The organism is Bordetella genomosp. 9 (assembly GCF_002261425.1).
Classification (GTDB): Bacteria; Pseudomonadota; Gammaproteobacteria; order Burkholderiales; family Burkholderiaceae_B; genus Bordetella_C.
In genome coordinates, this window is record NZ_NEVJ01000003.1 from 2,352,550 (window position 1) to 2,378,475 (window position 25,926).

23 protein-coding genes are annotated in these 25,926 nt (G+C 67.4%); 11 read left to right on the forward strand and 12 right to left on the reverse strand.

Annotated elements, in window-relative coordinates; all coding sequences use genetic code 11:
• The 4 genes from gnd to pgl are packed head-to-tail and all read left to right on the forward strand — an operon-like array spanning position 1 to position 4,048.
• Positions 1-978, forward strand: coding sequence for a phosphogluconate dehydrogenase (NAD(+)-dependent, decarboxylating) (gnd, locus tag CAL26_RS21755; RefSeq protein ID WP_094848795.1), 978 nt, complete (start codon positions 1-3; stop codon positions 976-978).
• Positions 978-2,513 (forward strand): glucose-6-phosphate dehydrogenase, encoded by a 1,536-nt coding sequence (zwf, locus tag CAL26_RS21760; protein ID WP_094848796.1) that lies wholly within the window; start codon positions 978-980, stop codon positions 2,511-2,513. The genes gnd and zwf overlap by 1 nt, the downstream gene beginning before the upstream one ends.
• Positions 2,495-3,322 (forward strand): HAD family hydrolase, encoded by an 828-nt coding sequence (locus CAL26_RS21765; RefSeq protein WP_094850013.1) that lies wholly within the window; start codon positions 2,495-2,497, stop codon positions 3,320-3,322. The genes zwf and CAL26_RS21765 overlap by 19 nt, the downstream gene beginning before the upstream one ends.
• Before the next feature lie 9 nt (positions 3,323-3,331).
• Entirely contained in the window at positions 3,332-4,048 is a 717-nt protein-coding gene (gene pgl, locus CAL26_RS21770) for a 6-phosphogluconolactonase (protein WP_094848797.1), read from the forward strand.
• Between the two features lie 66 nt (positions 4,049-4,114).
• Here the strand turns inward: pgl and CAL26_RS21775 are convergent, their stop codons facing one another.
• Entirely contained in the window at positions 4,115-5,281 is a 1,167-nt protein-coding gene (locus CAL26_RS21775; protein ID WP_094848798.1) for a mandelate racemase/muconate lactonizing enzyme family protein, read from the reverse strand.
• A 148-nt stretch (positions 5,282-5,429) separates the two neighbouring features.
• Here CAL26_RS21775 and CAL26_RS21780 point away from each other — a divergent pair, with 148 nt between their 5' ends.
• Positions 5,430-6,380, forward strand: a complete 951-nt coding sequence (locus CAL26_RS21780) for a LysR family transcriptional regulator (RefSeq protein WP_094848799.1) — start codon at positions 5,430-5,432, stop codon at positions 6,378-6,380.
• Here the strand turns inward: CAL26_RS21780 and CAL26_RS28185 are convergent.
• Positions 6,289-6,819, reverse strand: coding sequence for a hypothetical protein (locus tag CAL26_RS28185; RefSeq protein WP_143277478.1), 531 nt, complete (start codon positions 6,817-6,819; stop codon positions 6,289-6,291). The genes CAL26_RS21780 and CAL26_RS28185 overlap by 92 nt on opposite strands.
• 185 nt (positions 6,820-7,004) lie before the next feature.
• Here CAL26_RS28185 and CAL26_RS21785 point away from each other — a divergent pair, with 185 nt between their 5' ends.
• From CAL26_RS21785 to CAL26_RS21800, 4 genes are all read left to right on the forward strand, one after another.
• Positions 7,005-7,886 (forward strand): LysR substrate-binding domain-containing protein, encoded by an 882-nt coding sequence (locus CAL26_RS21785; RefSeq protein ID WP_094848800.1) that lies wholly within the window; start codon positions 7,005-7,007, stop codon positions 7,884-7,886.
• A 95-nt stretch (positions 7,887-7,981) separates the two neighbouring features.
• Positions 7,982-10,645: an aconitate hydratase AcnA gene (acnA, locus tag CAL26_RS21790; protein WP_094848801.1), complete on the forward strand. Its 2,664-nt coding sequence runs from the start codon at positions 7,982-7,984 to the stop codon at positions 10,643-10,645.
• Positions 10,642-11,715: a lactonase family protein gene (locus CAL26_RS21795; protein ID WP_094848802.1), complete on the forward strand. Its 1,074-nt coding sequence runs from the start codon at positions 10,642-10,644 to the stop codon at positions 11,713-11,715. The genes acnA and CAL26_RS21795 overlap by 4 nt, the downstream gene beginning before the upstream one ends.
• A gap of 84 nt (positions 11,716-11,799) precedes the next feature.
• Entirely contained in the window at positions 11,800-12,795 is a 996-nt protein-coding gene (locus tag CAL26_RS21800; protein WP_256988557.1) for a Bug family tripartite tricarboxylate transporter substrate binding protein, read from the forward strand.
• A gap of 51 nt (positions 12,796-12,846) precedes the next feature.
• Here CAL26_RS21800 and CAL26_RS21805 read toward each other — a convergent pair whose 3' ends face one another.
• Genes CAL26_RS21805 through CAL26_RS21815 form a run of 3 tightly spaced genes read right to left on the reverse strand, consistent with a single transcriptional unit; the run spans position 12,847 to position 15,299 of the window.
• Positions 12,847-13,782 carry a LysR family transcriptional regulator gene (locus CAL26_RS21805; protein ID WP_256988662.1) on the reverse strand — a complete coding sequence of 312 codons (936 nt, stop codon included), beginning with the start codon at positions 13,780-13,782 and terminating at the stop codon, positions 12,847-12,849.
• A 27-nt stretch (positions 13,783-13,809) separates the two neighbouring features.
• Positions 13,810-14,127 (reverse strand): NIPSNAP family protein, encoded by a 318-nt coding sequence (locus CAL26_RS21810; RefSeq protein ID WP_086066719.1) that lies wholly within the window; start codon positions 14,125-14,127, stop codon positions 13,810-13,812.
• A gap of 26 nt (positions 14,128-14,153) precedes the next feature.
• Entirely contained in the window at positions 14,154-15,299 is a 1,146-nt protein-coding gene (locus CAL26_RS21815; protein ID WP_094848804.1) for a mandelate racemase/muconate lactonizing enzyme family protein, read from the reverse strand.
• 351 nt (positions 15,300-15,650) lie between these two features.
• Here CAL26_RS21815 and CAL26_RS21820 point away from each other — a divergent pair, with 351 nt between their 5' ends.
• The gene (locus tag CAL26_RS21820; RefSeq protein WP_256988558.1) at positions 15,651-16,574 is read left to right on the forward strand and encodes a Bug family tripartite tricarboxylate transporter substrate binding protein; all 924 of its coding nucleotides are present in this window, start codon (positions 15,651-15,653) and stop codon (positions 16,572-16,574) included.
• A 48-nt stretch (positions 16,575-16,622) separates the two neighbouring features.
• Here CAL26_RS21820 and CAL26_RS21825 read toward each other — a convergent pair whose 3' ends face one another.
• Positions 16,623-17,855, reverse strand: coding sequence for an MFS transporter (locus tag CAL26_RS21825; RefSeq protein WP_094848806.1), 1,233 nt, complete (start codon positions 17,853-17,855; stop codon positions 16,623-16,625).
• A gap of 104 nt (positions 17,856-17,959) precedes the next feature.
• A complete protein-coding gene (locus CAL26_RS21830; protein WP_094848807.1) occupies positions 17,960-18,931 on the reverse strand; it encodes a D-2-hydroxyacid dehydrogenase in 972 nt (323 codons plus the stop codon).
• 212 nt (positions 18,932-19,143) lie between these two features.
• Here CAL26_RS21830 and CAL26_RS21835 point away from each other — a divergent pair, with 212 nt between their 5' ends.
• On the forward strand, positions 19,144-19,584 hold the full coding sequence (locus tag CAL26_RS21835) for a DUF2501 domain-containing protein (protein WP_094848808.1): 441 nt from the start codon (positions 19,144-19,146) through the stop codon (positions 19,582-19,584).
• Between the two features lie 43 nt (positions 19,585-19,627).
• Here the strand turns inward: CAL26_RS21835 and CAL26_RS21840 are convergent, their stop codons facing one another.
• The 5 genes from CAL26_RS21840 to CAL26_RS21860 form a co-directional block, all read right to left on the reverse strand.
• Positions 19,628-21,019: an MFS transporter gene (locus CAL26_RS21840; protein ID WP_094848809.1), complete on the reverse strand. Its 1,392-nt coding sequence runs from the start codon at positions 21,017-21,019 to the stop codon at positions 19,628-19,630.
• Between the two features lie 114 nt (positions 21,020-21,133).
• Positions 21,134-21,724 carry a phosphatase PAP2 family protein gene (locus CAL26_RS21845; protein ID WP_179283430.1) on the reverse strand — a complete coding sequence of 197 codons (591 nt, stop codon included), beginning with the start codon at positions 21,722-21,724 and terminating at the stop codon, positions 21,134-21,136.
• 151 nt (positions 21,725-21,875) lie between these two features.
• The gene (locus tag CAL26_RS21850; RefSeq protein ID WP_094848811.1) at positions 21,876-22,616 is read right to left on the reverse strand and encodes a lytic transglycosylase domain-containing protein; all 741 of its coding nucleotides are present in this window, start codon (positions 22,614-22,616) and stop codon (positions 21,876-21,878) included.
• 207 nt (positions 22,617-22,823) lie between these two features.
• Positions 22,824-24,242, reverse strand: coding sequence for a DUF1501 domain-containing protein (locus CAL26_RS21855; protein ID WP_094848812.1), 1,419 nt, complete (start codon positions 24,240-24,242; stop codon positions 22,824-22,826).
• Positions 24,239-25,768 carry a DUF1800 domain-containing protein gene (locus tag CAL26_RS21860; protein WP_094848813.1) on the reverse strand — a complete coding sequence of 510 codons (1,530 nt, stop codon included), beginning with the start codon at positions 25,766-25,768 and terminating at the stop codon, positions 24,239-24,241. The genes CAL26_RS21855 and CAL26_RS21860 overlap by 4 nt, the downstream gene beginning before the upstream one ends.
• Positions 25,769-25,926 lie beyond the last annotated feature (158 nt).

Consider the following 25,926-nt stretch of genomic DNA (forward strand, 5'->3'; position numbering starts at 1 on the left):
ATGCAACTCGGATTGATTGGACTTGGGCGCATGGGCGCCAACATCGCGCGCCGCCTGATGCGGAACAAGCACGAGGTCATCGTGTACAACCGCAGCCTGGACAAGGTCAAGGAGCTGCAGTCCGAAGGCGCGACGGGCGTCGACAACGTGGAAGCCCTGATCGCCAAGCTGGCCAAGCCCCGCGCGGTCTGGGTCATGCTGCCGGCCGGCGCCGTCACCGAACACATGATCGATACGCTGGCGGGCCTGATGGAGCCGGGCGACATCATCATCGACGGCGGCAATACCATGTACAAGGACGATATCCGCCGCGCCAAGGCGCTGGCGGCGCGCCAGATCGAGTACGTGGACGTCGGCACCTCGGGCGGCATCTGGGGCCTGGAACGCGGCTATTGCATGATGATCGGCGGCCAGGACAAGGTCGTGAAGCACCTGGATCCGATCTTCTCCTGCCTGGCGCCGGGGCTGGGCGACATCCCGCGCACCCCGGGCCGCGAAGGCCGCGACGCGCGCGCCGAGCAGGGCTACATCCATGCCGGTCCCGCCGGTTCGGGACACTTCGTCAAGATGGTCCACAACGGCATCGAGTACGGCATCATGCAGGCCTATGCCGAAGGCTTCGATATCCTCAAGACCAAGGGCTCCGACCAGTTGCCGGAAGACCAGCGCCTGAACATCGAAGTCGCCGACGTCGCCGAGGTCTGGCGGCGCGGCAGCGTGGTGTCGTCCTGGCTGCTGGACCTGACGGCCATCGCGCTGGCCAAGGATCCCAAGCTGGCGGGCTTCTCCGGCGACGTGGCCGACAGCGGCGAAGGCCGCTGGACCATCGACGCCGCCGTCGAGCAGGCCGTGCCGGCGCCGGTGCTGGCCAGCGCCCTGTTCGCCCGCTTCCGCTCGCGCCAGGACGCCACCTTCGGCGACAAGATGCTGTCCGCGATGCGCTTCGGCTTCGGCGGCCACGTCGAGGAGAAAAAATAATGACGGCCGCGCAATCGACAAACCGCGCCCCGCGGTCGCAGATGGCGCCGCCGGCTACCCTTTTTCTGTTCGGCGCCCATGGCGACCTGGTCAAGCGGCTGCTGGTGCCGTCGCTGTACAACCTGACGCGCGACGGCCTGGTGGGCGACGCGCTGCATATCGTCGGCGTCGACCACAACAAGGTCAGCGACGAGGAATACCGCGGCAAGCTGGCCGACTTCATGCAGGAAATGTCGGCCAAGCGCGGCAAGAGCGAAGGCGGCGAGCCGGCGCTGGACGACCAGCTGTGGGACCGCCTGGCGCAGCGCATCACCTACCTGGAAGGCGACTTCCTGGATGACGGCACCTACCAGGCGATCAAGCAGCGCATCGAGGCCTCCGGCACGCGCAACGCGGTGTTCTACCTGGCCACCGCGCCGCGCTTCTTCTGCGAAGTCATCACGCGCCTGGCCCATGCGGGATTGCTGGAAGAAGGCGACGACCAGTTCCGCCGCGTGATCGTCGAAAAGCCCTTCGGCTCCGACCTGAAGACCGCGCAGGAACTGAACGCCGGCATCCTTGCCGTGATGGACGAAAAGCAGGTCTATCGCATCGACCACTACCTGGGCAAGGAAACGGTGCAGAACATCCTGGTCAGCCGTTTTTCCAACGGCCTGTTCGAGGCGTTCTGGAACAACCACTACGTCGACCACGTGCAGATCACCGCCGCCGAAACGGTGGGCGTGGAACAGCGCGGCAACTTCTACGAACGCACCGGCGCGCTGCGCGACATGGTGCCCAATCACCTGTTCCAGCTGCTGGCCATGGTCGCCATGGAGCCGCCCGCGGCCTTCGGCGCGGACGAGGTGCGCAGCGAAAAGGCCAAGGTGGTCGCCGCCATCCGCCCGCAGTCGCCGGAAGAGGCGCGCCGCAATTCGGTGCGCGGCCAGTATTCCACCGGCGAGACCGGCGGCCAGCGCGTGCCCGGCTATCGCGAGGAAAACCGCGTCGCGCCAGACAGCTGCACGGAAACCTTCGTCGCGCTCAAGCTGTGGGTGGACAACTGGCGCTGGGCCGGCGTGCCCTTCTACCTGCGGACCGGCAAGCGGCTGGGCGTGCGCAGCACGCAGATCGCCATCTGCTTCAAGCCCGCGCCGATGTCGCCGTTCCGGGACACGCATGTGCACCGCCTGCGCCCCAACTACCTGATCATCCAGATCCAGCCCGACGAAGGCATGTGGTTCGACTTCCAGGCCAAGAAGCCCGGCACCACGCTGGAAATCGACAACATCCAGATGGGTTTCGCCTATTCGGATTTCTTCAAGATGCAGCCGTCGACGGGCTACGAAACGCTGCTGTACGACTGCATGATCGGCGACCAGACGCTGTTCCAGCGCGCGGACAATATCGAAAACGGCTGGCGCGCGGTGCAGCCTTTCCTCGATGCCTGGCAGGACTGCAAGGACGTGCACATGTATCCGGCGGGGACGGACGGCCCCGACGCCGCCGACGAACTGCTGCGGCGGGACGGGCGCGCATGGCACAGCCTGAAGTAGACCGGGGCGCCATCCGGCTGCTGGTGTCGGATGTCGACGGCACGCTGGTCCGGCCCGACAAGCAGATCAGCGCCGCCACCATCGCGGCGGTGCGCGCGCTGCGCGGCGCGGGCATCGCCTTCACGCTCGTCAGCAGCCGGCCACCGCGCGGCATGCTGCCGCTGATCCGCCTGCTGGACCTGGACGTGCCGACTGCCGCCTTCAATGGCGGCGCCATCGTCGATACCAGCGGGCGCACCATCGAATCGCATCCGCTGTCGGTGGAAAACGCCCGCATCGCGCTGGACATGTTCGACGGCCAGCCCGTGGAAACCTGGGTGTTCGCCGACGACAAATGGCTGCTGCGCGATCCGGACGGTCCCTACGTGCCGCTCGAACGGCACACGCTGGGCTTCGACGGCACCCTGGTCGACAGCTTCGAGCCCTACCTGGACCGCATCGGCAAGATCGTCGCCGCCAGCGCGGACGCGGACGGCCTGATCCGGCTGGAACAGGAAATCAACCCGCGCATCGCGCCGGGCGCCCATGCCTCGCGTTCGCAGGTCTACTACCTGGACGTCAACCATGCCCGCGCGAACAAGGGCGACGCGGTGGAAGCGCTGGCGCGCCACCTGGGCGTATCGCTGGCGGAAACCGCGGTGATCGGCGATGGTGACAACGACGTGCCCATGTTCCAGCGGGCCGGCCTGTCGATCGCCATGGGGCAGGCAAGCGCGCAGGTGCGGGCCCAGGCCACGGTCACCACCGCCAGCAATGCCGACGACGGACTGGCGGCGGCGGTGCACCGCTTCATCCTTCCCGCGGCCTGAGGAGTCTTCATGGACAAGGAACAAAGCTGCATCTTCGAGAACACCGCCAGCCTGGTGGCGCATCTTGCCGACTGGCTGACGGCGCGCATCGCGGCCTGCGAAGGACGCTTCGCGCTGGCCCTGTCGGGCGGCAGCACGCCCAAACCCTTGTATGAACTGCTGGCGCAGCCGGAGCGCGCGAGCCGCATCGACTGGTCGCGCGTGCACCTCTTCTGGGGCGACGAGCGCTTCGTGCCGTACGACGATCCGCAGAGCAACTACCGCATGACCCGCCTGGCCATGATCGACCACGTGCCGATCCCGCCGGACAACGTGCACCCGGTGCCGGCGGACGGCACGCCCGAATCGGCGGCCGCGCGCTATGCCGACACGCTGCGCGAGTACTACGGGTCGGCGAAGCTGGAAGCTGGACGGCCGCTGTTCGACGTGAATCTGCTGGGCATCGGCGACGACGGCCACACGGCCTCGCTGTTTCCCGGCGCGCCGCAGGTCGAGGACACCCGCGACTGGACCGTCGCGGTGGTGGGCGTGAAGCCGGAACCGCGCATATCGCTGACGCTGCCCGCGCTGGACAGCGCCGCCGCCGTCGTATTCCTGGCGGCGGGCGACAAGAAGCGCACCGCCGTCAGCCGCGCGCGGGCGCACGATCCCGGCGTGCCCTCCGGCCGCGTACGGCCGCAGGGCGAACTGCTGTGGTACCTGGATCGGGACGCGGCGGGCGAATAGCGCCGGCCCTGAATGGGCGGGGCGGGATCGCTCCACGCCCCGCGCGACGGGAAGGCTGCCCGCCGCTCAGGAAGACAGGCGATTCATCTCCGCGTACAGGTCGCTCTTGCCCTCGAAACCGATGCCAGGCAGGTCCGGCATGGTGATATAGCTGTTTTCCACCCGCACGCCGTCGGGGAAACCGCCATAGGGCTGGAACAGGTCCGGGTACGACTCGTTTCCACCCAGGCCCAATCCGGCGGCGATGTTCAGCGACATCTGGTGGCCGCCATGCGGGATGCAGCGGCTGGGCGACCAGCCGTAGCTTTTCAGCATATCCAGCGTGCGCAGGTATTCGACCAGGCCGTAGCTGAGCGCGCAGTCGAACTGCAGCCAGTCGCGGTCGGGCCGCATGCCGCCGTAGCGGATCAGGTTGCGCGCATCCTGCATGGAAAACAGGTTCTCGCCGGTAGCCATGGGCTTGTCGTAGTGCTGCGCGAGCTCGGCCTGCAGTTCGTAGTCCAGCGGGTCGCCGGCTTCCTCGTACCAGAACAGGTCGTATTGCGAGAGCGCCTTGGCATAGGCCACGGCCGTCTTCAGATCGAAGCGGCCATTGGCGTCGACGCACAGCCGCTGGCCGTCCTGCAGCACGTCCAGCACGGCATCGATGCGGCGCAGGTCGTCGTCCAGCGACGCACCGCCTATCTTCATCTTGACGACCGAATAGCCGCGATCCAGGTAGCCGCGCATTTCGTCCTGCAGGCTTTCCAGCCCCTTGCCGGGGTAGTAATAGCCGCCGGCCGCGTAGACGAACACCTTGCGTTCGGGCCTGCCGTCGCCATAGCGCTCCGACAGCAGCTGGAACAGGGGCTTGTTGGCGATCTTGGCGACCGCGTCCCACACCGCCATGTCCAGAGTGCCCATGGCGACGGAACGCTCGCCGTGGCCGCCCGGCTTTTCGTTGATGAACATGCGGTCCCAGATCTTGTGCGGATCCAGGTTCTGGCCAGTGACATCCAGCAGGGTGTCGGGTTCGGCGGACAGCACGCGCGGGATGAAACGTTCACGCATCAGCGTGCCCTGGCCGTAGCGGCCATTGGAATTGAAGCCGTAGCCCACCACGGGCTTGCCGTCGCGCATCACGTCGGTGATGACGGCGACCAGGCTGAGCGTCATTTTGCTGAAGTCGATGTAGGCGTTGCGGATGGGCGAGCTGATGGGTTTGGTCTGCTCGCGGATTTCGACGATGCGCACGGGAGTCTCCTGTCGGTATGCGTGGCCCGGCGGGGCTGGGGTCGACCAGAGATTAACGAAGTCCCGGGGGTTTTTTATTCACCTGAAGGAAGATTATTATTAACTTTCGGCGAAAACCGGATCTCCAGGGCACGAGGTACGCGCGTATATGAAATCCGATATTGCCTCCGAGCTGAACTTCTTCGTCCTGCTGGCCAAACACGGCAACCTGTCGGCCGCCGCGCGCGAACTCGACATGACGCCGCCGGCCGCCACCAAACGCCTGGCGCAGCTCGAGCAGCGCCTGGGCGTGCGCCTGGTGAATCGCACGACGCGGCGCGCCAGCCTGACCAGCGAGGGCGAAACCTATCTGCGCCACGCCAGCCGCATCCTGGCGGAGATCCGCGAAATGGAGGACCAGGTCACCAGCAGCCGTGCCGAACCGCGCGGGGTGCTGCGCGTCAACGCCACCCTGGGCTTCGGCCGCACCGTGATCGCGCCGCTGGTGTCCGACTACGCCCGCCTGCATCCCGACGTCGAAGTCCGGCTGGAAGTCACCGACCGGCCCGTGGACCTGGTGGAACAGGGCCTGGACCTGGCGGTGCGCTTCGGCACCCTGCCCGACAGCCGCCTCAGCGCGCGCCGATTGCTGAGCAATCGCCGCTTTCTGTGCGCGTCGCCCGCCTACCTGGCCCGCCACGGCGCGCCGCAGCGGCCCGCCGACCTGGCGGCGCATCGCTGCATCATCCATCGGCAGAACGACGAGGCCTACGGCGTCTGGCGCTTCACGCGCAATCGGGAAACCCAGGCGATCAAGGTCGCCGGCGCGTTGGCCAGCAATGACGGCGATATCGTCCTGGGGTGGGCGCTGGACGGCCATGGCATCCTGATCCGTTCCGAGTGGGACCTGGCCAAATACCTGGAGACGGGCCGCCTGCGCCGGCTGCTGCCGGCCTACACGCTGCCTTCGGCCGACCTGTTCGTGTATTACCCCGGCAGCCGCCATCTGTCCGCGCGGGTGCGGACCTTCATTGATTTTCTGGCGGCGCGTTTCCAGGCGCCTCCGGGACGTCCGGCGGCGCCGCCCGGCGGTCGTAGGGCAAGGCCTCCGTCACCCTGAATTCCAGCGCCCACACCCAGGGATTCACCGCCCAGGCGCGTGCGCCATTGGTTTCGCACCACGCCACCGCGAATATCGACTTCAGGGGCATGCCCGGCAGGAAGCCGCCGCGCGCGCTCTGGCCGTCCGCGCAGCCTTCGGCGACGACGTCGGCCTCGCTGATATCCTGCAGCCGCTGGATGCGCACGCCCACCAGGGTCACCACCCCGAAGGCGGCGCCCGCATCGTCGTACACCCGGATGCTCTGGCCCGGTTCACCATACGGACACACCATGCGGCGCACCCGCCGGCGCGAAGGCGTGGGCGGCGGGTCTTCCACCGCCATCCATTTGCCGCCCGGGCCGATTTCCCGCAGCCAGCTGACCGTATTGTCGGGCGGCTGCGGCTTGAGTATCCGGCGCGCCTGGACCTTCCTGCCGGCCAGGACATCGTCGATCACGTTACGATCGAATCTTAGCGGTTGCGCTTTCATCGCTGCGGTCGTGAAATCCCACCTGAGTTGGACGAAGTCGTGCAATTATGCGCCCTGCCACCATCACCGAGACCGGCGATGGGCCTCAAGCCTAACAGAAGACCGGCATGGCCGCCGGACGAGGCGCACGGCGACAGCCGGATACATCGATCATGCGATACGACCTGACCAGCCTGGATTTGTTTATCGCCGTGGCCGAGGACAAGAACCTGACCAAGGCCGCGCAGCGCAAGCACCTGGCCGTATCGGCCATCAGCAAGCGGATCGCCGAACTGGAGGCGCAGGCGGGCTCGCCCCTGCTGGTGCGCTACGCGCGCGGGGTGGACCTGACGCCGGCCGGCCAATCCCTGCTGCACTACGCGCGCCAGATGCAGCATACGCTGTCGTTGATGGACGAAGAACTGGCGGGCTATGCCGCCGGCGTGAAGGGCCACGTGCGCATCCACGCCATCACGTCGGCCCTGGCGCAATTCCTGCCGGGCGACATCGAACGATTCGCCAACGACTATCCGCAGATCAAGTTCGACATCGAAGAGCGCGTGGGCACGGCTGTAGTGCGAGCGGTGGCCGACGGCCACGCCGACCTGGGCATCTTCGCCGAACAGACGCCCGCGCATGGCCTGCAGCTGTTCCCCTACCGGCAGGACGAACTGGTGGTGGTGGTGCCGGCGACGCATCCCCTGGCGCGCCGCCAGAAGGTGCGCTTCGACACGGTGCTGGACCACGAGTTCGTCGGTCCCCACCTGGATAGTTCGGTGCACGCGCTGTTGACGGCGGAGGCCAAGAAGCGCGGCAAGCCGCTGCGGCCGCGCATACGCATCAGCGGCTTCGATTGCATGTGCAAGCTGGTGGAAGCCCAGTTGGGTATCGCCGTGCTGCCCCGGGCGGTCGCCGCGCCCTACCTGCGCGGCGGCAAGCTGCGCGCGCTGACCCTGGCCGAACCGTGGGCCCGGCGCAGCCTGCTGATCGGCGTACGCAGCCTGGAAACGCTGCCGCCCACGGCGCGGTCGCTGGTGGGGTATCTGCGCGCGTAGCGACGCGCAGGCGGGGCGCAGCGTTCTTCAACGGGAAACGCTCGCTTGGCGAAGCATCAATTTTCCCGGCGGCGGGCGGGGTTTACGATCCGTCCATGAATCGACCCGACCCCGCTCTGCTCGACCGCCTCGCCGTCAACGGGCAGGACCACGCCTATGTTGCGCTGCACCGCATCCTGGCGGCGGAGCGCCTGTCGGCCCTGCCCTACTCGATCCGCCTGCTGATCGAGAACGTGGCGCGCTGCCAGCCCGAGGCGTTGCCCGCCCTGCTGGCGCGCGCCGCGGGCGGCGGCCCGGCCTGCGAAGTGCCGTTCCATCCCAACCGGCTGATGTTCCACGACACGACCTGCCTGCCGGCGCTGGCCGACTTCGCGGGCATGCGCGACGCCGTCGCCGAACTGGGTGGCGACCCCTCGCGGGTCAATCCACTGATTCCCGCCGTGCTGACGATCGACCACTCGGTAATCGTGGAACACTACGACGATCCGGACGCGGTTCAGGCCAACCTGGATATCGACTTCCGGCGCAACGGCGAACGCTACCGCTTCATCCGCTGGGCCGAACAGAGCCTGGACAACTTCAAGGTCATCCCGCCGGGCACGGGGATCATCCATCAGATGAATATGGAAGCGCTGGCCGAAGTCGTGTGCGCCGCGCGCACGCAGGACGGCCAGGCCCTCCTGCATCCGGACGATATGGTGGCCACCGACAGCCATACGCCGATGATCAACGGCATCGGCGTGCTCGCCTGGGGCATAGGCGGCCTGGAGAGCCAGGCGGCGCTGCTGGGCGAGCCGGTCCCCATCGCCTACCCCGAGGTCGTGGGCATACGCCTGAGCGGCCGCCTGGCGCAGGGCGTGACGGCCACCGACCTGGCGCTGACGCTGGCCGAGCTGCTGCGCGCCCACGGCGTGGTGGGCAAGTTCGTCGAATTCTGCGGGCCCGGATTGTCGACATTGGGCTGGGCGGCGCGGGCCACCGTGGCGAACATGGCGCCGGAGTACGGCGCCACCGTGATGTTCTTCCCCTTCGATGACGAAGCCATGGATTTCCTGCGGCTATCGGGCCGTACCGACGCGCAGCGCGAACGCGTGCGGGCGTATCTGCTGGCGCAAGGGCTGTGGCGGCGCGATGGCGAGCCGGAGCCGCGCTTCGACGCGGTGATCCCGCTGGATCTGGCGGCCGTGCAGCGCAGCGTGGCGGGGCCGCACCAACCCCACGAACGCCAGGCGCTGGCGCGCGCCGGGGCGTCCTTCGTCGAGCGCATGGGCGCGCAGGCGCCCGCGACGGGCGGACCGACGAGAGAACCCGCGGACGAACCGACGGACGGCGCCGTGCTGGTCGCCGCCATCACCAGCTGCACCAACACCGCCAACCCGCTGCTGATGCTGCAGGCGGGCCTGCTGGCGCGCCGCGCGCGCGAGCGTGGCCTGCGCCGCAAGCCCTGGGTGAAGACCTCGCTGTCGCCCGGGTCTCGCACGGTGGGCGACTACCTGGCCGAGGCCGGCCTGCTGCCGGACCTGGAAGCCCTGGGCTTCGGCCTGGTCGGCTACGGCTGCATGACCTGTATCGGCAACTCCGGCGGCCTGGCGGCGGCCGGGGAAGCCATGGTGGACCAGGGCCTGCGCGGCGTCGCCGTGCTGTCCGGCAACCGCAATTTCGAAGGCCGCGTCAATCCCCGTCTGCCGGCCGGCTACCTGGCCTCGCCCGCGCTGGTCGTGGCCTACGCGATCGCCGGCAACATCCGCGTCGACCTGGAGCAGGACCCCTTGGGCGCCGATGCGGACGGCCGGCCGGTCTGGCTGCGCGACCTGATGCCCGCCGACGAGGACGTCGCCGCGCTGGCCGATCGCGTGCTGCGGCCCGAACTGTTCCGCCAGCGCGCGGCGACCATCTGGGCCGGCACGCCGCAATGGCGCGCGCTGTCGGCGCCGCCCAGCGTGCGCTATCCCTGGGACGCCGGCTCGACCTATCTGCGCCGGCCCCGCTATCTGGAATCCGTCACGCCGCAGGCCGCGCCCCTGGCCGCGCTGAACGACGCGAGAGCGCTGATGGTATTCGGCGACAACGTCACCACCGACCACATCTCGCCGGCCGGCACCATACCGCCCGCCAGCGCGGCCGGCCAGTGGCTGCTGGCGCGCGGCGAAGCGCGGGAAGACCTGAATCAATATTCCACGCGCCGCAGCAACCATGAGGTCATGCTGCGCGGCGCCTATACCAACAAGGCGGTCCGCAACCGGCTCGTGGGCGACCAGGGCGGCGCCGGCGCCTGGGCCTGGGACGCCGACGGGCGCGAGGTCCTGCCGGTCTACGATGCCGCCGCGACCTACGTGGCGCGCGGCATTCCCCTGCTGGTTTTCGCGGGATGGAACTACGGCGCCGGGTCCAGCCGCGACTGGGCGGCCAAGGCGCAGGCGCTGCTGGGCGTGCGCGCGGTGGTGGCGCGCAGCTTCGAGCGCATCCACCGCAGCAACCTGATCGGCATGGGCGTGCTGCCGCTGACCTTCACCGGCGACGCCCATGCCGACATGTTGGCGCTCGATGGCAGCGAACGTTTCGATCTCCTGGGCCTGGACGACTTGAAGGTGGGCGACAACCTGCTGACGCTGCGCATCCGGCGCGCGGGCGGTGCGGCGCCGCGCGAACTGCAAGTCTCCCTGCGGCTCGATGCCGAACAGGAAATCCGCTACCTGACGCATGGCGGCGTGCTGCCCTACGTGGTGCGCAAGATGGCCTTCGCGGAGCTGCGCGCATGAAAGCCAGCGTCTATGTGGGTTGCAGGACTTCCCGGGAACGCAATGCGCGCGGACGCGGCATCACGGCCTGGCATCGCGATCCCGGCACCGGCGCGCTGAGCCTGGTGCAGGAAGTCGCGGACCTGGTCAACCCTTCCTATCTGGCACTGGGCCCCGTGCCGGCAACGGGACGCGGCCGCGTGCTGTACGCGGTGCACGGCGACGCCAGCGAAATCAGCGCCTTCCGCGTCGATTCGGACACCGGCCGCCTGGCTTTCCTGAACCGCCAGGGCACGGAAGGCCGCAACCCCGTGCACCTGGCGATCGCGCCGCGCGGCACGCACATCGTCGTCTCGAACCATGCGACGGGCACGCTGGCCGTGCTTCCGTTGGCGGGCGATGGCATGCTGCTGCCGGTCAGCCAGCTGGTCTCGCTGCCGGGCGAGCCCGGTCCGCACCGCATCGAGCAGCAGCACGCGAAGCCGCATTTCAATCCTTTCGTGCCGGGCAGCGACCAACTGATCGTGCCGGACAAGGGACTGGACCGGATCTTCGCTTTCCGTCTCGCCGATGGCAGGCTGGCGCCGGCCGCGGCGCCCTGCGTCGCGACGCGCGAAGGCGCCGGCCCGCGCCATATCGCCTTCCATCCGGCCGCGCCATGGGCCTATGTGGTGAACGAACTGGACTCCACCGTCACGGCATACCGCCATGACATCAACACCGGCGGCCTGACGCCGTTCCAGATACTGTCCACGCTGCCGGACAGCTACACCGGCAACAGCCGCGCCGCGGCGATCGCGGTCGACGCGACGGGCCGCCATCTGTACGCATCGAATCGCGGCGACGACAGCGTCACGCTGTTCGCCATCGACGCCGCCAGCGGCCGCCTGCGCTACGTACGCGCCTGGGCCACCGGCGGACGCACGCCGCGCTTCTTCACCCTGGACCCCGCGGGCCGCTACCTGTACGCGGCCAACGAGGACAGCGACACCATCGTGGCCTTCCACGTCGATCCCGGTACCGGCGAACTCGCCGACGCCGGCGTGGTCGCGGCCACGGGCAGCCCGGTCTGCATGGTGTTCGGCGATTGAACGTCCCGGCCGTCGGGCGGAATCGGGCGGATCGCCCGGACCCGCCGATCGAGCCGCAATGAAACAGAAAACATGAGGAGACCGATGATGAAACCCCTGATCCCACGCCTGCGCGCCGCGCTGGGCATCGCCGCGCTGCTGTCCATCCCCTGCGCCGCCAGCGCGGCGGATGACTATCCCACCATGCCGATCCGCCTGATCGTCCCGTACACCGCCGGCGGCGGCGTCGACCTGATCGCGCGCCTGATGGCGGAACGCCTGCACGACACCCTGGGCACGTCGATCATCGTCGAGAACAAGCCGGGCGCCAGCGGCATGATCGGCGCGAACTACGTTTCCAAGGCCAAGCCGGACGGCTACACCATCCTGCTGTCCGCGGCCGGCGAAATCGTGGTGAACCCGTCGCTGTACAAGGAAAAAATGATGTTCAACCCGGAGCGCGAGCTGGCTTCGGTGACGCTGGTCGCGCGGATTCCCAACGTCCTGGTGGTGAACCCGTCGGTGCCGGTCAAGACGCCCGCCGAGCTGGTGGCCTACGCCAAATCGCAACCCGGCAGGCTGACGTTTTCTTCCAGCGGGATCGGCAACCTGCAGCACGTTTCCGGTGAACTGCTGGACCGCATGGCGGGCGTCGACATCCGCCACATTCCGTACAAGGGCGCGGCGCAGCAGATCGCCGACGTGGTCGCCCAGCACGTGACGATGACCTTCACCAGCGTGGCGGCCGCGATGCCCTTCATCAAGAGCGGACAGGTGCGTCCCATCGCGGTCACGTCATCGCATCGCCTAGAAGCCCTGCCGGACGTGCCCGCCCTGTCGGAAACGCCGCAGCTCGCCGGCTACGAGGTCGTCAACTGGTTCGGCCTGTTCGCGCCCGGCGGTACGCCGGCGCCCATCCTGGACAAGCTGAATAAGGCCGCGCTGCAGGCCATGAAGGATCCCCGCCTGCTGCAGGCCCTGAAAGACCAGGGCGCCGAGCCCGCGCCGTCGTCGCGCGCCGAGTTCGACGCATTCCGCCGCGCCGAAACGGCCAAGTTCGCCAAGGTCATCAAGGAAACGAATATCACGCTGCAGGAATAAAGACACCCACCGCAGGCCTGGACCAGCGGAATGCCAGCCCGCGTGGAAGCATCAGACTGTCAGGCGCGCCGGCGTCCCGGCTCCCGACTCGGAAGTCGTGAAGTGAGGCAGCAACACCGCGGGACGGAAATGTGCCGCCATCCTTATGAATTCCAACGCGGCGCTGGACACCCGCAGGCTGGCCGAGCGAATGAAGCACGTCTCGGCCGGCCGGCCTTTCTCGTCGATCCGATGAGTCGCGACCATCCCGTCACGGACATAGGGCCTTACGCCGCCGGCCGGCAGCAAGGCCACGCCGAGCCCCGCGCCTATGCTGTTCATGATTGCATCGAGCGAGTACAACTCCATCGTGCGGCGCGGTGGCGCGCCTTCCCTGTGGAGCAATTCCGCAAGTTGTGGCCGATAGGCGCAGCCGTTGGGAAACACGATCATCCGCAACGAACGATTGTCCAGCACCTCTTGAAGACAACGGACCGACGGAGGGGTAACCAGGACCAGCTCATCCATGAACATCGGCTCGGAGATCAGTCCCGGGACGCAGATCGGTCCCGCCACGAACGCACCGTCCAGCTTGTGCGAACACACGTCCTCTATCAGGCGTCCGGTAGTCGACGTCGTAACGGACAAGTCGACGTCAGGCCAGGTCTGCGCGTATCGGGATATCAATCGGGGAAGTCTCTGCGACGCCGTGAGGGCGCCCGCGCCGATGGTCAGGGGACCGGACGGCGCGCCTGTATCCGCGGTGGCCTGTTTGGCCTGGTTCATCAGCTCGATGACCTGGACCGCGTACGGTTGCAGGCGTTTGCCCGCCGCCGTCAAGGCAACGCCTCTGGAATGCCGCTCGAACAGCGGCGTCCCCAGTTCTTCTTCGAGACGCCGCATGCGGGCGGTCACGTTGGACTGAACCGTGTTCAACTCCGCCGACGCACGCCCAATGCCGCCCGTGCGCGCCACCATATTGAATATCTTCAGGTCCCAGAGATTCATGTCGACCACCCGGCAAGCCCATGTTGGTCAGATTTTTGACCAGGGCGCGGGATTTAACAACTGACTTTCCTGCAGTTGGATGTACGCGCCGGCTGCCGTCAACTTCTTGTATGCCTGCCAGTCGGGGTCCGCCTCCATGGCTGCGCGACGCGCCTGGCGATCGGCGAAGTCCTCGTATTTCCACAGATGGACCACCTGGTTGACAGTGCCTATCTCGGAAATGAAGTACCCCACGGGTTCCCCCACGTGCTTCCGTTGCGCTGGAAATCCTCTTTCCTGGTACAGGCTGAGATATTCCTTCAGCTTGCCGGGGACGATGGTGTAGCGCCTCAACTCGATCAACATCTGGACAGCTCCTTTTCTGGAAACGGTTACTTCCGATGGTCCTTACGGTCGAGCAGCCAGCGCGACACGCCGGCAACGTCAGGCTCGACACCCAGTCCCGCGCCTTGGGGCAAGGGGAACCTGCCGTCGCGGACCCTGGGAAAAGGAAGCGCGAGAGGCTCCCGCAGCGGATTCTCCATGACGTCATGCTCAAGTATTCCGTCCCCGCCCACAGCGGATAGCAGATGGGCCGATGCGGACAACCCAATGCCGCTGCCCAGCCAGTGCGGGCAATACGTCAAGCCGTTGGCCACGGCCTGGCGGGCGACCGCGAAGCAGCCGGTGATGCCGCCCCACTTGAGTACGTCGGGCTGCACCACCTTATGGCTGCGCTGCGCGATCAGCCGCGAGAAATCCGCGAATCCGGCAACGTTTTCTCCCCCCGCGATGGGTGAAGAGGAAAGCATCGCCAACTCCGCCCAGTCTTCCGCCGGACTGTCGGCGGGAATCGGCTCCTCGATCCAGCCGAGCTCGCGTTCCGCCATCCTGGGTACCGCGATCCGCGCCTCCGGCATGTCCCAGCCCTGGTTGGCATCGACCATCAGGCGCTCGTCTCGGGCCAACTCCTTGTTGATGGCGTCCAGGACCGCGAGGTCCTGCGCCAGCCCGAACGCCACTTTGACCTTGAAGGCATTGAATCCGGCCACGCGCGCCCTGTCGATGGTCTTCAACGCGGAATCGGGATTGAGCCCGCTCGCATAGGCAGGCACGGTTTCGGGGACATCGCCCGGCACGAGCAAAGCCCTCAAGGGAAGCTTGGCTTTTCGTCCCGCCATATCCCAGAGCGCAAGATCGAGCCCGGCCAGGCAGGCTGCTATCGGGCCGTATTCCCCACTCTGTATCGCCCAGCGGCGGGTCTTCGCGCTCAATGCATGCCATACGGCTTTCGGGTCCTGGCATTCGACGCCCAAGGCTACCGGCGCGATGACCGTCTCGACCAAGCGGGCCTTGTTGTCGGCGGAGAACGGCGGGAAATTGCACCAGATCTCGCCCCAGCCATGCGCACCGTCGGAATCCTCCACGCGCAGCAAAAGGACCGACCTGCGCGGAATCGAACCGAAGGATGTCTTGACCGGCTCATGGACTTCGGCGCGGTAAAGCAAGGTCTCGATTCGAGTAAGTGTCGCAGCCATGACGCTCCCGCATATTGAATGACTTGGCGGCATCTTAGCGTCGGGAAAATGCCGAGGGGAGCGATTCTTTCAGATGCCTTCGATCACGGATGCAGATACCCCGGGGATTCACATTTCCAGATCGATTCCATCTTGGAAAACTGCTACCGCCGCCCTTGACGCGACCATATTATTCATCGGCGGTCCGATGGGTACATGCCTGGGGGCACGGAAGCAGATGGGCCGTATTCGCCAATCACAAAGGTGGCTCAATTGACCAGGAAACCTCTCGGTGGCGGACTCATCCGCCGTTTCTTCGCTCGCCACGCCGCCCGCCATGCGGCGGCCTTCGGCGTCGTTATGCTGTCGGCCATGGCACCCCTCCAGGCGGGGGCGGCGGACTTTCCCACCAGGCCCATCACTGTGGTCGTGCCGTATACCGCCGGGGGCGCACCCGACGTGTTCGCGCGCACCCTGACCGAGGCAGTCGGAAAGGCGCTCGGGCAACCCATCATTATCGACAACAGGACCGGTGCCGGCGGCAATATCGGCGCGCAATACGTCCAGCGCGCGAATCCCGACGGCTACACCCTGCTGCTGTGCGCATTCGGTTGCGCGGTCGCGCCGGCCTTGTACAACCCCGCGCCGTACGACATCGTCAAGGACTTCGCACCCGTCACCCTGCTGGGCACCGTGCCCAGCGTGCTGGTGGTGAATCCGAACGTGCCCGCGAAGAATCTCGCCGAACTCATTGCCTACGCGCAAGCCAACCCCGGCAAGTTGAACGCGGGATCGGCCGGCGTCGGCACTTCGCCGCATTTGGCGATCGAGCTGCTTCGGGCGAAGACCGGCGCCCAGGTCGCGCATATTCCCTACAAGGGCGTGGCGTCGGTCGCCCAGGACCTGCTCGCGGGCCAGATCGACATGCTCTTCGACAACCTGCCTTCGTCCTTGGCGAATATCCGCGCGGGCAAGCTTCGTGCACTGGCGGTTGCCAGTGAACGACGCTCCCCATCGATTCCCGACGTGCCGACTTTTGCCGAGGCGGGAGTCCCGGGCTTTTACGTCACGCCGTGGTTCGGCCTCATGGCGCCGGCCAAGACGCCCCCGGCCATCCTGGACAAGCTCAATGCCGCCTTCGTACAGGCCCTGGCGGACCCGGAGGTCAAGGCCAGGACCATGCAGCAAGGTATCGATCTGACACCCAGCACACGCGCGGGGATGGCCGCCTTCGTGGTAAACGAACGGGACAAGTGGAGCCAGATCATCAAGGCGAATGGCATACGCGCCGACTAGGCAGCGAACCGTGCCTGGGCTTTGCCTGGGAGCAGGGCCAGGCCGGACTTACCTCGCCGGCCTCGCCACGCCCGCCTTGGCGCGCCGCTCGGACCAGTAATTCAGCAGCGCGCACAGCAGCAACAGCGCGCTCGTCACGAAGAAGACATGCGGCAGGCCCATGTGGACGCCAATCGCGCCGCCCAGCAATGGGCCTATGACCTGCCCGGAAAACTGGGCGGATTGAAGATAGCCCAGCGCCGATCCCGACTCGCCTTCGCTGACGGACTGGCGTATGAGCTTGGCCACCGAAGGAAGCAAGCCGGCGAGTGTCGCGCCCATGATTCCCCGCAGCACTGCCAGCTGCCACCACTCTTTGACGAATGCCTGGGGTACCAGGACCAATGAAGTCGCGACCAGGCAGCCGATGATGACCGGGCGGCTGCCGACGCGATCCGCCATCGCGCCCAGTCGCGGCGCGGCGAGTATGCTGCCGAGCGCGGAACAGGCCATGATGATGCCGGCCGACTGCGCCAGCTTGTCGTGATGCACGCCCAGCTCGCCCACGTAGATCGTGATGATGGGTTCGATCGACATGTTCGACAGCAGGACCATCATCGCTGTGGTCAGCAACGTCCATATGTACAGGTTGTTGATGGAGCGAGGACTGCCCGCTGCGCGCGTTGCGGTCGACGATCGGTGGCTTTGCACGTCGAAGTCTTCGCGTATGAGGAACATCGTCGCGAGCGCGGCCACGGCGATGATGCCGCCACCGACGAAGAACGTACCGCGGATGCCGACGAGGCCTGGCAGGAACCCGCCCACCAGCGGTCCGACCAGGCTGCCCGCCAAGGCGCCGGTGGAAAGGACACCCAAGGCCCATCCGGCCTGACGCGGCGGCGCCTGGGTTCCTATCATCACCGTCGAGGCGGAGGCATAGCCGCCGACCAGGCCCGCGACCAGTCTCAGCAGGACGAGATCCGTAATGCCACGCGCCAGGCCGATCAGCGACATGACGATCGCCATGCCCACCGCGGCGCGTATCAGCATGGGCTTGCGGCCGTACCTGTCGGCCAGCCTGCCCCACACCGGCGCCGTAATGGCGGTTCCGAAGAACGTCGCACCGAAGGCGATGGCCGACCAGCGCATGACGTCATCCGCAGACTTCGCGCCCAACTGCTGCACATACAAAGGCAGGAAGGGCAGCAGCATGCTCAAGCTGACCAGCGTGGTGAACGATCCGAAGACGCATACCACCAGGTTTCTCTTCCAATACGGCGCGTTGCGTTCGGCATAGTTCATGGGTGGAATGCTACCCAGAACCCCATATCTGGAGAAACGAAATATAGTGATTCGTGTTATCTGCCTTTTAGATAACTACCGGCTGGACGCGCCCCCGGAAGCGCCTATCCATACGCGCGCAGCCATTCCTCCAGCTTGCGCATCCAGATCGCGTCGACGCGCTTCGCATTGCCGTCCGAATGGCCCGCCGCATGCGGCGTGGCGATGACGTTGGGCATATGCCAGAGCGGCGAGCCGGCATCCAGCGGCTCGTGCTCGTAGACGTCCAGGTAGGCTCCGCCCAGCCGCCCCGCGCGCAGGGCCTCGATCAGGTCGGCTTCCACGACGACCTCGCCGCGCGCCACGTTGATCAGGTGCGCGCCTTCGGGCAGCGCCGCCAGCGCCCGGCCATCGACCAGCCCGCGCGTGCGCTCGCTCAAGGGACAGGCCAGGATCAGCCAGTCGGCGCGCGGCAACAGCTTGCCGATGTCCTCGAACGCCACGGTTTCCGTCTCCGCGTCCACCGGTTCGGCGCTGCTGCGCACCACCGCGATCTTCAGGCCCAGCAGTTTCAGCACGGCGCCCAGGCGCTGGCCTATGCTGCCCCAGCCGACGATCACCGCGGTCTGGCCCGCCAGGTCACGCGGGATCTTCAGCTCGGTGGCCTTCAGCCAGCGACCCTGCCGCTGCGCATCCAGGAGCACGTGCATGCGCCGGTTCAAGGCCAGCAAGCCGGCCAGCGCCGTCTGCATCACCGGTTCGGAGTTCGCGCCCGCCGATGCGCTGACTTCCACGCCGCGCGCCTTCAGTTCGGGAAAGATCGGCCGGTCCAGCCCCGCCGAATGCACATGCACCCAGCGCAGCCCCGGCGACGCCCGCAACGATTCGTAGAAGGCCTGCAGGGACTCCATCAGCACGTGCTTGGTCGAGGCGCCCGTCACCTCGCGCGAGATGTATGCGAGATCCACGTCGTCGTACGCGTGGCCCAGCGTGGGCTCGGCGATGCGCAATTCGTACGGACGGCCATTCATCACCTTCGCGATGGGCTCGCGCAGGCGTTCGGCGGTATCGCGGGAAAGCAGTATACGTATCGTCATGATGACTAGTGTTATGGCACCTATCGTTACCTGGAGGCGCACCCCATGCGCCTATTCTTACGCCGGCTGCGGATCGGCCGCACCGATGCGCCGACACGCGTGCGGTTCGTGCTCCGCGCACGGCCGGGGCGGTCCGGCGCCGACATTATCGCCCGATTAGGCCCATGGCCCGGGCATTTCCTCGCATAGGAGTTCACCCAGGAGTGAGAGCAATGAAGACACGCAATTTCGCACGCGCCGCCGCGCTGGCGGGCATGCTCGCGGCCATGGCGGCCGGTCCCGCGCATGCCGAAGGATTGGACCTGAAAGGCGCCTTGGGTGGTTTGGGTGGTCTGGGCGGCGGATCGACGCCCGACGCGGGCGGACTGACCGCCGGCAACCTGGGCAACGCCGCGGGCATCCTGGAGTACTGCATCAAGAACAAGTACCTGTCGGATGGCACCGCGAGTTCGCTGAAGGACCGCCTGCTCGGCAAGCTGGGCGGCAGCACCGGCCAGCCTCCGCAGAAGGACAGCGGCTACCTGTCCGGCGCGATGGGCGTACTGCAGACCGGCTCCGGCAAGAGCGTCGACCTGAGCGGTGGCGGCTTGAAGCAGGCCGCCGCCCAGCAAGCCTGCGACGTGGTATTGCAGCAGGCCAAGTCCTTCCTGTAAGGACCCGCGCCGAGCAATGATGCGAGCCGGACCGCCGGCGACATCAACGCCCGCGCGTCAGCTCCCTGCCCGCTCCCCGCGGCATGCGCGCCGTCACCGGGATGGAAGCGGCGGAGAACAGTCCCAGCACCAGGAACGCCGGCCAGAAATCCGTCCACACGATCTGCGCGTGGCCCTGCACATAATGGGAAAGTTGCAACACAATACCCGCCACCGTCACGCCCAGCCCCAGCGACATCTGCTGGATCACGCTGGCCACGCTGGTGGCCCGGCCCACGTCGCCGCTATCGATTTCCGCATAGGCCAGCGCATTCAGCGCGGTGAATTGCAGCGACGGGAAAATGCCGCCGAACAGGACGATGACCCAGATCACCCCGCGTGACATCTCGGGGTGGAACAGCCCATAGCTAGCCAGCGCCAGGCCGGACAGCGCCGCGTTCGCCATCAGCACCGGACGGAAACCGAAGCGCCGCAGCAGCGGCTGCGCCAGGGTTTTCATGAAGAGCGCACCGAAGGCCGATGCGCACGTGATCATGCCGGCCTCGAACGGCGTCATGCCCAGGCCTTCCTGCAGCGCCAGCGGCAGCAGGAAAGGCACCGCGCCCAGGCCGATGCGAAACAGCGAACCGCCCATCACGCTGGTGTGGAAGGTCGGGATGCGCAGGAAACGCAGGTCCAGCAGCGGGTTCTTCGCGCGCCGCGCATACAGCACATACAAGCCCGACAGCACGATGCCCACCGCGCACATGATGGTGGTCGCGCGGTCGCTGACGACATCGCTGCCGACCAGCGACATGCCCAGCATGAACAGCGACGCGCCGCCCGCCGACAGGACGAAGCCCAGCCAGTCCAGGTGCCCCGGCTCGGTATCGCGCACGTCGTCGATATAACGGTTGGTCAGGTAGATACCCAGCAGGCCGATGGGCACGTTGATGAAGAACATCAGCCGCCAGTGCAGGTAGGTCGTGATGAAGCCGCCCAGCAGCGGCCCCACGACAGGCCCGAGCAGCGCCGGGACGGTCAGGTAATTGACGGCGCGCACGAAGTCGGCGCGCGCCACCGAACGGAAAATGATGATGCGCCCGACCGGCACCATCATGGCGCCGCCCACGCCCTGCACGAAGCGCGCGAGCACGAAGGTGAACAGGGAGTCGGAAGCCGCGCACAGCAACGAGCCCACCACGAATACGCCGATGGCGGCACGGAACACCGTGCGCGGACCGAAGCGGTCGGCGACCCAGCCGCAGATGGGGATGAACACGCCGAGGCCGACGACATAGCTGGTGACGGCCAGCTTCAAGGTGATGGGGTCTTCGCCGAGGTCGCGCGCCAGCGAGGGCAGCGCGGTCACCAGCACCGTCGCGTCGACGTTCTCCATGAAGAGGGCGCAGGCCACGATGAGCGGGACAATGAACGCACCGATGGCAAGCGGCATGGCGGAAAAACAGACGGTTCTATGGCGACGGAGCGAGATTATGACATCCCGTTCAACGCCATTCTTTCAGCATTTTGTCAGCGAACGCGCGCCACGCGCGCCTGCATCGGGCGCCTATACCGGGCCGCGATGCAGATGATCGCGCGTATAGGGCGCATCCTGGCCGGACAAGGCCAGGGCCAATGCCACCACGACGTCATGCGTGCGCACCTTGGGCGCGACCGAATAACTGGCCGCCGCCGACAGCAGGAAAGCCAGCGCCACCGCCCCCCCGCGCAGGCCCAGGCGGCCGACGGGCCAGCGCGCCAGCACCACCCCGGACACCAGACCGCCCACCGCCAGCCCGAGTATCACTTCGGAAACCGAATGCGCGCCCAGCACCAGGCGCGAAATGCCGATCAGCACCGCGAAGGCGGCGCCGGTCCATGCCAGCGCGACTGCCAAACGCCGCGAGTGGCGATTGCCCAAGGCATACCCCAGCACCGGATACACCGCCGCCGACACCATGGAATGGCCGCTGAAGCCCGTGAAGTCGATGGCGGCCCAGCCTATGCCCCACCCCAGGAATGCCAGCTTGGACGCCAGTACCGCCGCCCCGGCGATGCCGAAGGCCCAGAGCCAATTGAGCACGGGCGGCCGTTGCGTCATCGCGACGAACAGCATCGCGATCAGCGCGGCCGGCAGCACCAGCCGCGATTCACCCATAGCCGAAACCCACATCCAGAAACCGTGCATGCCATCCTCGGGAGACCATCGATCAAGCGCTCCATGGGACCATATCCCGCGCGGCTTGGCTATCCCCCATCTTGCCCACCGGCGCGGCCGCGGCGGTATGCCTGCCGCGGCCGCGCCGGCCCTACCAGCCCGCCTTGTAGCGGGCGTACAGGGCAATCACGTCGCGCACGTACTGCTGGGTTTCCGCATAGGGCGGAACGCCATCGTATTTCTGCACCGCGCCCTGCCCGGCGTTGTAGGCGGCCAGCGCCAGGTCCAGGCGGCCGGGATACTGGTCGATCAGGCTGCGCAGGTGGCGCGACCCGGCCCGCACATTGGTGGCCGGATCAACGAGGGCACGCTCGATATCCGGATCGGCCAGCAAGGCGGCGGCGGTGCCGGGCATCAGCTGCATCAGGCCCAGCGCGCCCTTGGGGGACCGCGCGTCCTTGCGGAAACCGGACTCGATGGCGATGACCGCGCCCAGCAGGGCGCTATCCAGGCCGTAATCGGCTGCCGCCTTGGCGATGACGGTGCGGTAATCGTCCAGCCCCCGATGCGTGCTGAGCGCCGCCACGCGCGCTTCGTCGGCCTGCGCCACCGCGGCCGTGGCCGGCGCGCCGGCGGGGCCGCCGACCCGCAGGCGCGGGGCGCAGGTCGCGCAGCGCGATACCGCGCGCGCCTGGGCCTGCCTGTAGTACTTGGCCATCCCCTTGTCGACCGTCATGCTGCGCCAGTTGCCGAAGGGATCCTTGTAGCGGTAGGTCTCGCCCGCCCTGGCCTGTTCCGCACCTGCCGCCAGGGCCAGCACGGTCGCCAGCGCGGCCAGGAACAGCCATCGTGGCCCATTGTTTCGCGCGCGGTTACGCCAGTGTGTCGTCATGGTGATTTTGCGTGTGCGGTGGCCTGCCGCGCTGGCGCGGCCCCATGCGGGCGCGTCCTCACCACTCGCGCCACCCGGTCTCTCCTCCGGTCCCAGATATTGGGGTATGGCGGCGCGCGCTGTCTTCTGCCCGGACGTCTTAGTGCATCGAGCGGAGCACTCATGCACATGGCCGGGTCCGCCGGCCATGTCGCCACGTCGAATGCGTCAGGCCCGCCGCAGGAAGCCCACGTCGCGGCTGCCGAAGTTGCGCAGATGGGGAAACACCTCGTCCAGCGCGCCGTCACCGGCGCCGAACCAGGCGCCCAGCGTCGCGCCGAATTCCTCGACGGAGGTGCTCGGCAGCAGCCGTCCGGCATCGACGTAGCCGGGGCCCTTGATGTCCCAATCGGGTTGCGTGCCGTAGAAGCGGCCGCCGCGCACGGCGCCGCCCAGGATGAAATGGTGGCCGCCCCAGCCATGGTCGGAACCGTCGCCGTTGGACACCAGGGTGCGGCCGAATTCGGATGCGGTGAACGTGGTCACCCGGTCTTCGATGCCCAGCGCGGCGATCGCCTGCTGGAAATCGGCCAGCGCGCCGCCCAGTTCCCGCAGCAGGCCGGGATGCGTGCCGTTCAGGCCGTCGTGATTGTCGTAGCCGTTCTGGGAGACGAAGAACACCTGGCGCTTGACGCCCAGCGTCCGGCGCGCGGCGATCATGCGGGCGACGATCTTCAATTGCGCGCCCAGGGGGGTATCGAAGCCGCCGCGCACGTCGACGCCTTCCAGGGCGGCGCGCAGTTGCGTGTCGGCGCGTATCGATCGCGCCAGCGTGGCGGCGATCTGCTGCTGGAACAGATGCGGTCCGGGCCGCGTCAACAGCGCGCGCAGCAGATCGGTGCAGGCGGTCGATCCATAAGTGTCCCGTTGCAGCAGCTCGATCGGCGTCGAGCCGGCCGGACTGACACGGTAGGCGGACACGTGCTGCCCGGCCAAGAGCAGCGCCGTCCCGCCGGCCGTGACGTTGGCGAAGGTACTGTTGCCGTTGCCGGCGGCGAACAGGTCGGCCAGCCGGCCGGCCCAGCCCGATGCCGCGCCCTCCGGCGCCAGGCCTTGCCAGTAGGATTGCTGGTCGTTGTGCGAAAACAGCTTGGGGGGCATGGGCACCCGCCCGCCGATGTAATCGGCCTTGGTGGTGGGCACGACCATGGGGCCGACGTTCAACTGCACCGCCAGCGCGCCGCGCTCGAACAGCGGCGTCAGCGGCGCCAGCGCCGGCGCCAGCGCGTAGGCGCGTCCGGCGGCGCCATTGTCGCGCGCCGATCCGCGCAGCACCGTCGCGTCCAGCTTGTCCCGCTTCAACGCGATGTCGGCGCGCGTGCGGAAATAGCGCTCGTAGCTATCGGCATCGTAGGGCACGACCGTGTTGTAGGGATCGTTGCCGCCGTACAGGAAAACGCAGACCAGGGCCTTGTAGTCCTCGCTGCCATCGGATCGCGCCGCGGTGCCGGGCGGCGCCGCCTGCGCGGCGGCTTCGCCGGCCGCGGCCAGGCGCACGGCCAGCGGCAGCGCCGCGCCCGCGACACCCGCCGCGCCCAGCGCCGACACGCGGCGCACGAACTCCCGGCGCGAAGTTGAAGTCGTCATCGCTGCACCAGATAGTCAGGGGTGGCCGCCACCAGCGTGACCGCGGCGCGCACGCGGTCCAGCGCGCGATCGGCCGGTATGGTGGCCACGGCGCGCGCGATCTCGGCGGCGGTGCCGCGATCATAGGCATCGCCGGCCATCAACAGCACGACGCGGTCCACCAGGGCTTGCGTATCATGCGCCACCGCGACTTCCGCCTTATAGGATGTCTGCAGGTCTTCCCAGCCGCGATCGACGTAGATCGCGACGAAGTTCAGGTAGCCCGCGACGCTGGTTTCATCGGTGATCTGCATTTCCGGCGCCACCATGCCGCGCTCCGCAATCGGACTGCCCGGCGGCGTGTAGCGCGGCCGGAAGAAGTTGAACACCGATGCCGAACGCATCGGACTCTGCGCCAGCCGGATGGTGTTGTCGGTGGTATCGGGCATGGCCCACTTGCCATTGGTCGACGTCGCGCCGAAGGCGCGCGCCCAGGCGGCGAAGCGCACGATGGGCTCGCGCACCTTGCCCCAGGTCGGCGACGCCAGGTCGGGAAAGCGGGCCTCCGGATCCAGCAGCACCGCCCTGACCACGGCGCGCAGGTTGCCGCGCCGGCCGCGCCCGTCATCGGCGAACACCGCCGCCACGCGGCCCACGTATGCCGGGCTCGGGTTGCTGGTGACCAGCCGCTGGATCAGCTGCGTGCCGACGAAGGGTCCCACGTTGGGGTGGCTGCACAGCACGTCCAGGGCCTTGTTCATCGATGCGACGCCGCCCGTTCCGGCCGGCACCACCGCCCCCAGGAAGCGCTTCTCCGACAAGGAATGCAAGGCGGGGTTCAGCGCCATCGGCCGCCGATGGAAGGCCACGTTTTCCTCGCTGCCGCTCAGGTCCCAGCCGGTGAACACCCTGGCCAGCCCGCGCACGTCGTCGTTGCTGTAGGTCTCGATCGGCTTGCCCTTGGACAGCTTGATCGTGCCATCCGGATTCAGCTGGTACAGGCCGATGGTGAACAGCTGCATCACCTCGCGCGCGTAGTTTTCATCCGGCTCGCGGCCGGTGCGCGGGTCTTCCTTGCGATTGCCGCGATACGTCAGCATGCAGCCCATCGATACGTTCAGCGTCACCGCGCCCAGCAGCGTGCGGTAATCGCCCAGGCCGTGTTCGGCCAGGATGTCCATGAACGATGCCGCGCCGAACAAGGGCCAGTTGGCGGTGATGGCCGACACGCCCACCACGAAGATTTCCGACAGGGCGAAAGCCACGCGCGTGCGCACCTGGTCGGGCGCGGCGATGAACTTGCGCCACAGCGTGGATTCCAGCGGCGCATTGATGCCGTTGCCCTTGTTGGCTTCGTTATCGGCGCGGATGGAGAGCAGCCAGTCGAAATGCGTCTGTGACGGCGGCAGGTTCAGCTGCTCGTCCAGCCACGCCGCATACCCCATGCGCACCACGCGATCGATTTCCGCGGGCGTCGGGCCGAACGTGGCCTGCGCCAGGAAACGCGACGCCTGCCCGGGCGTCGGTCCGGGATAGTCATCGCCCAAGGTAGCGGGATCGGCGCGAGGCGGCCGGGTAGTCGTCACGGAGATGGCGGGATGGGGTCTCAACGCCCCTACCTTAGACGCATCGCAGCATGCCTACAATTCCGGCGCTTGGCGGAGGAACGCGCCGCGCAGCCAGCCGAACGAACTAGTCCGGGTGA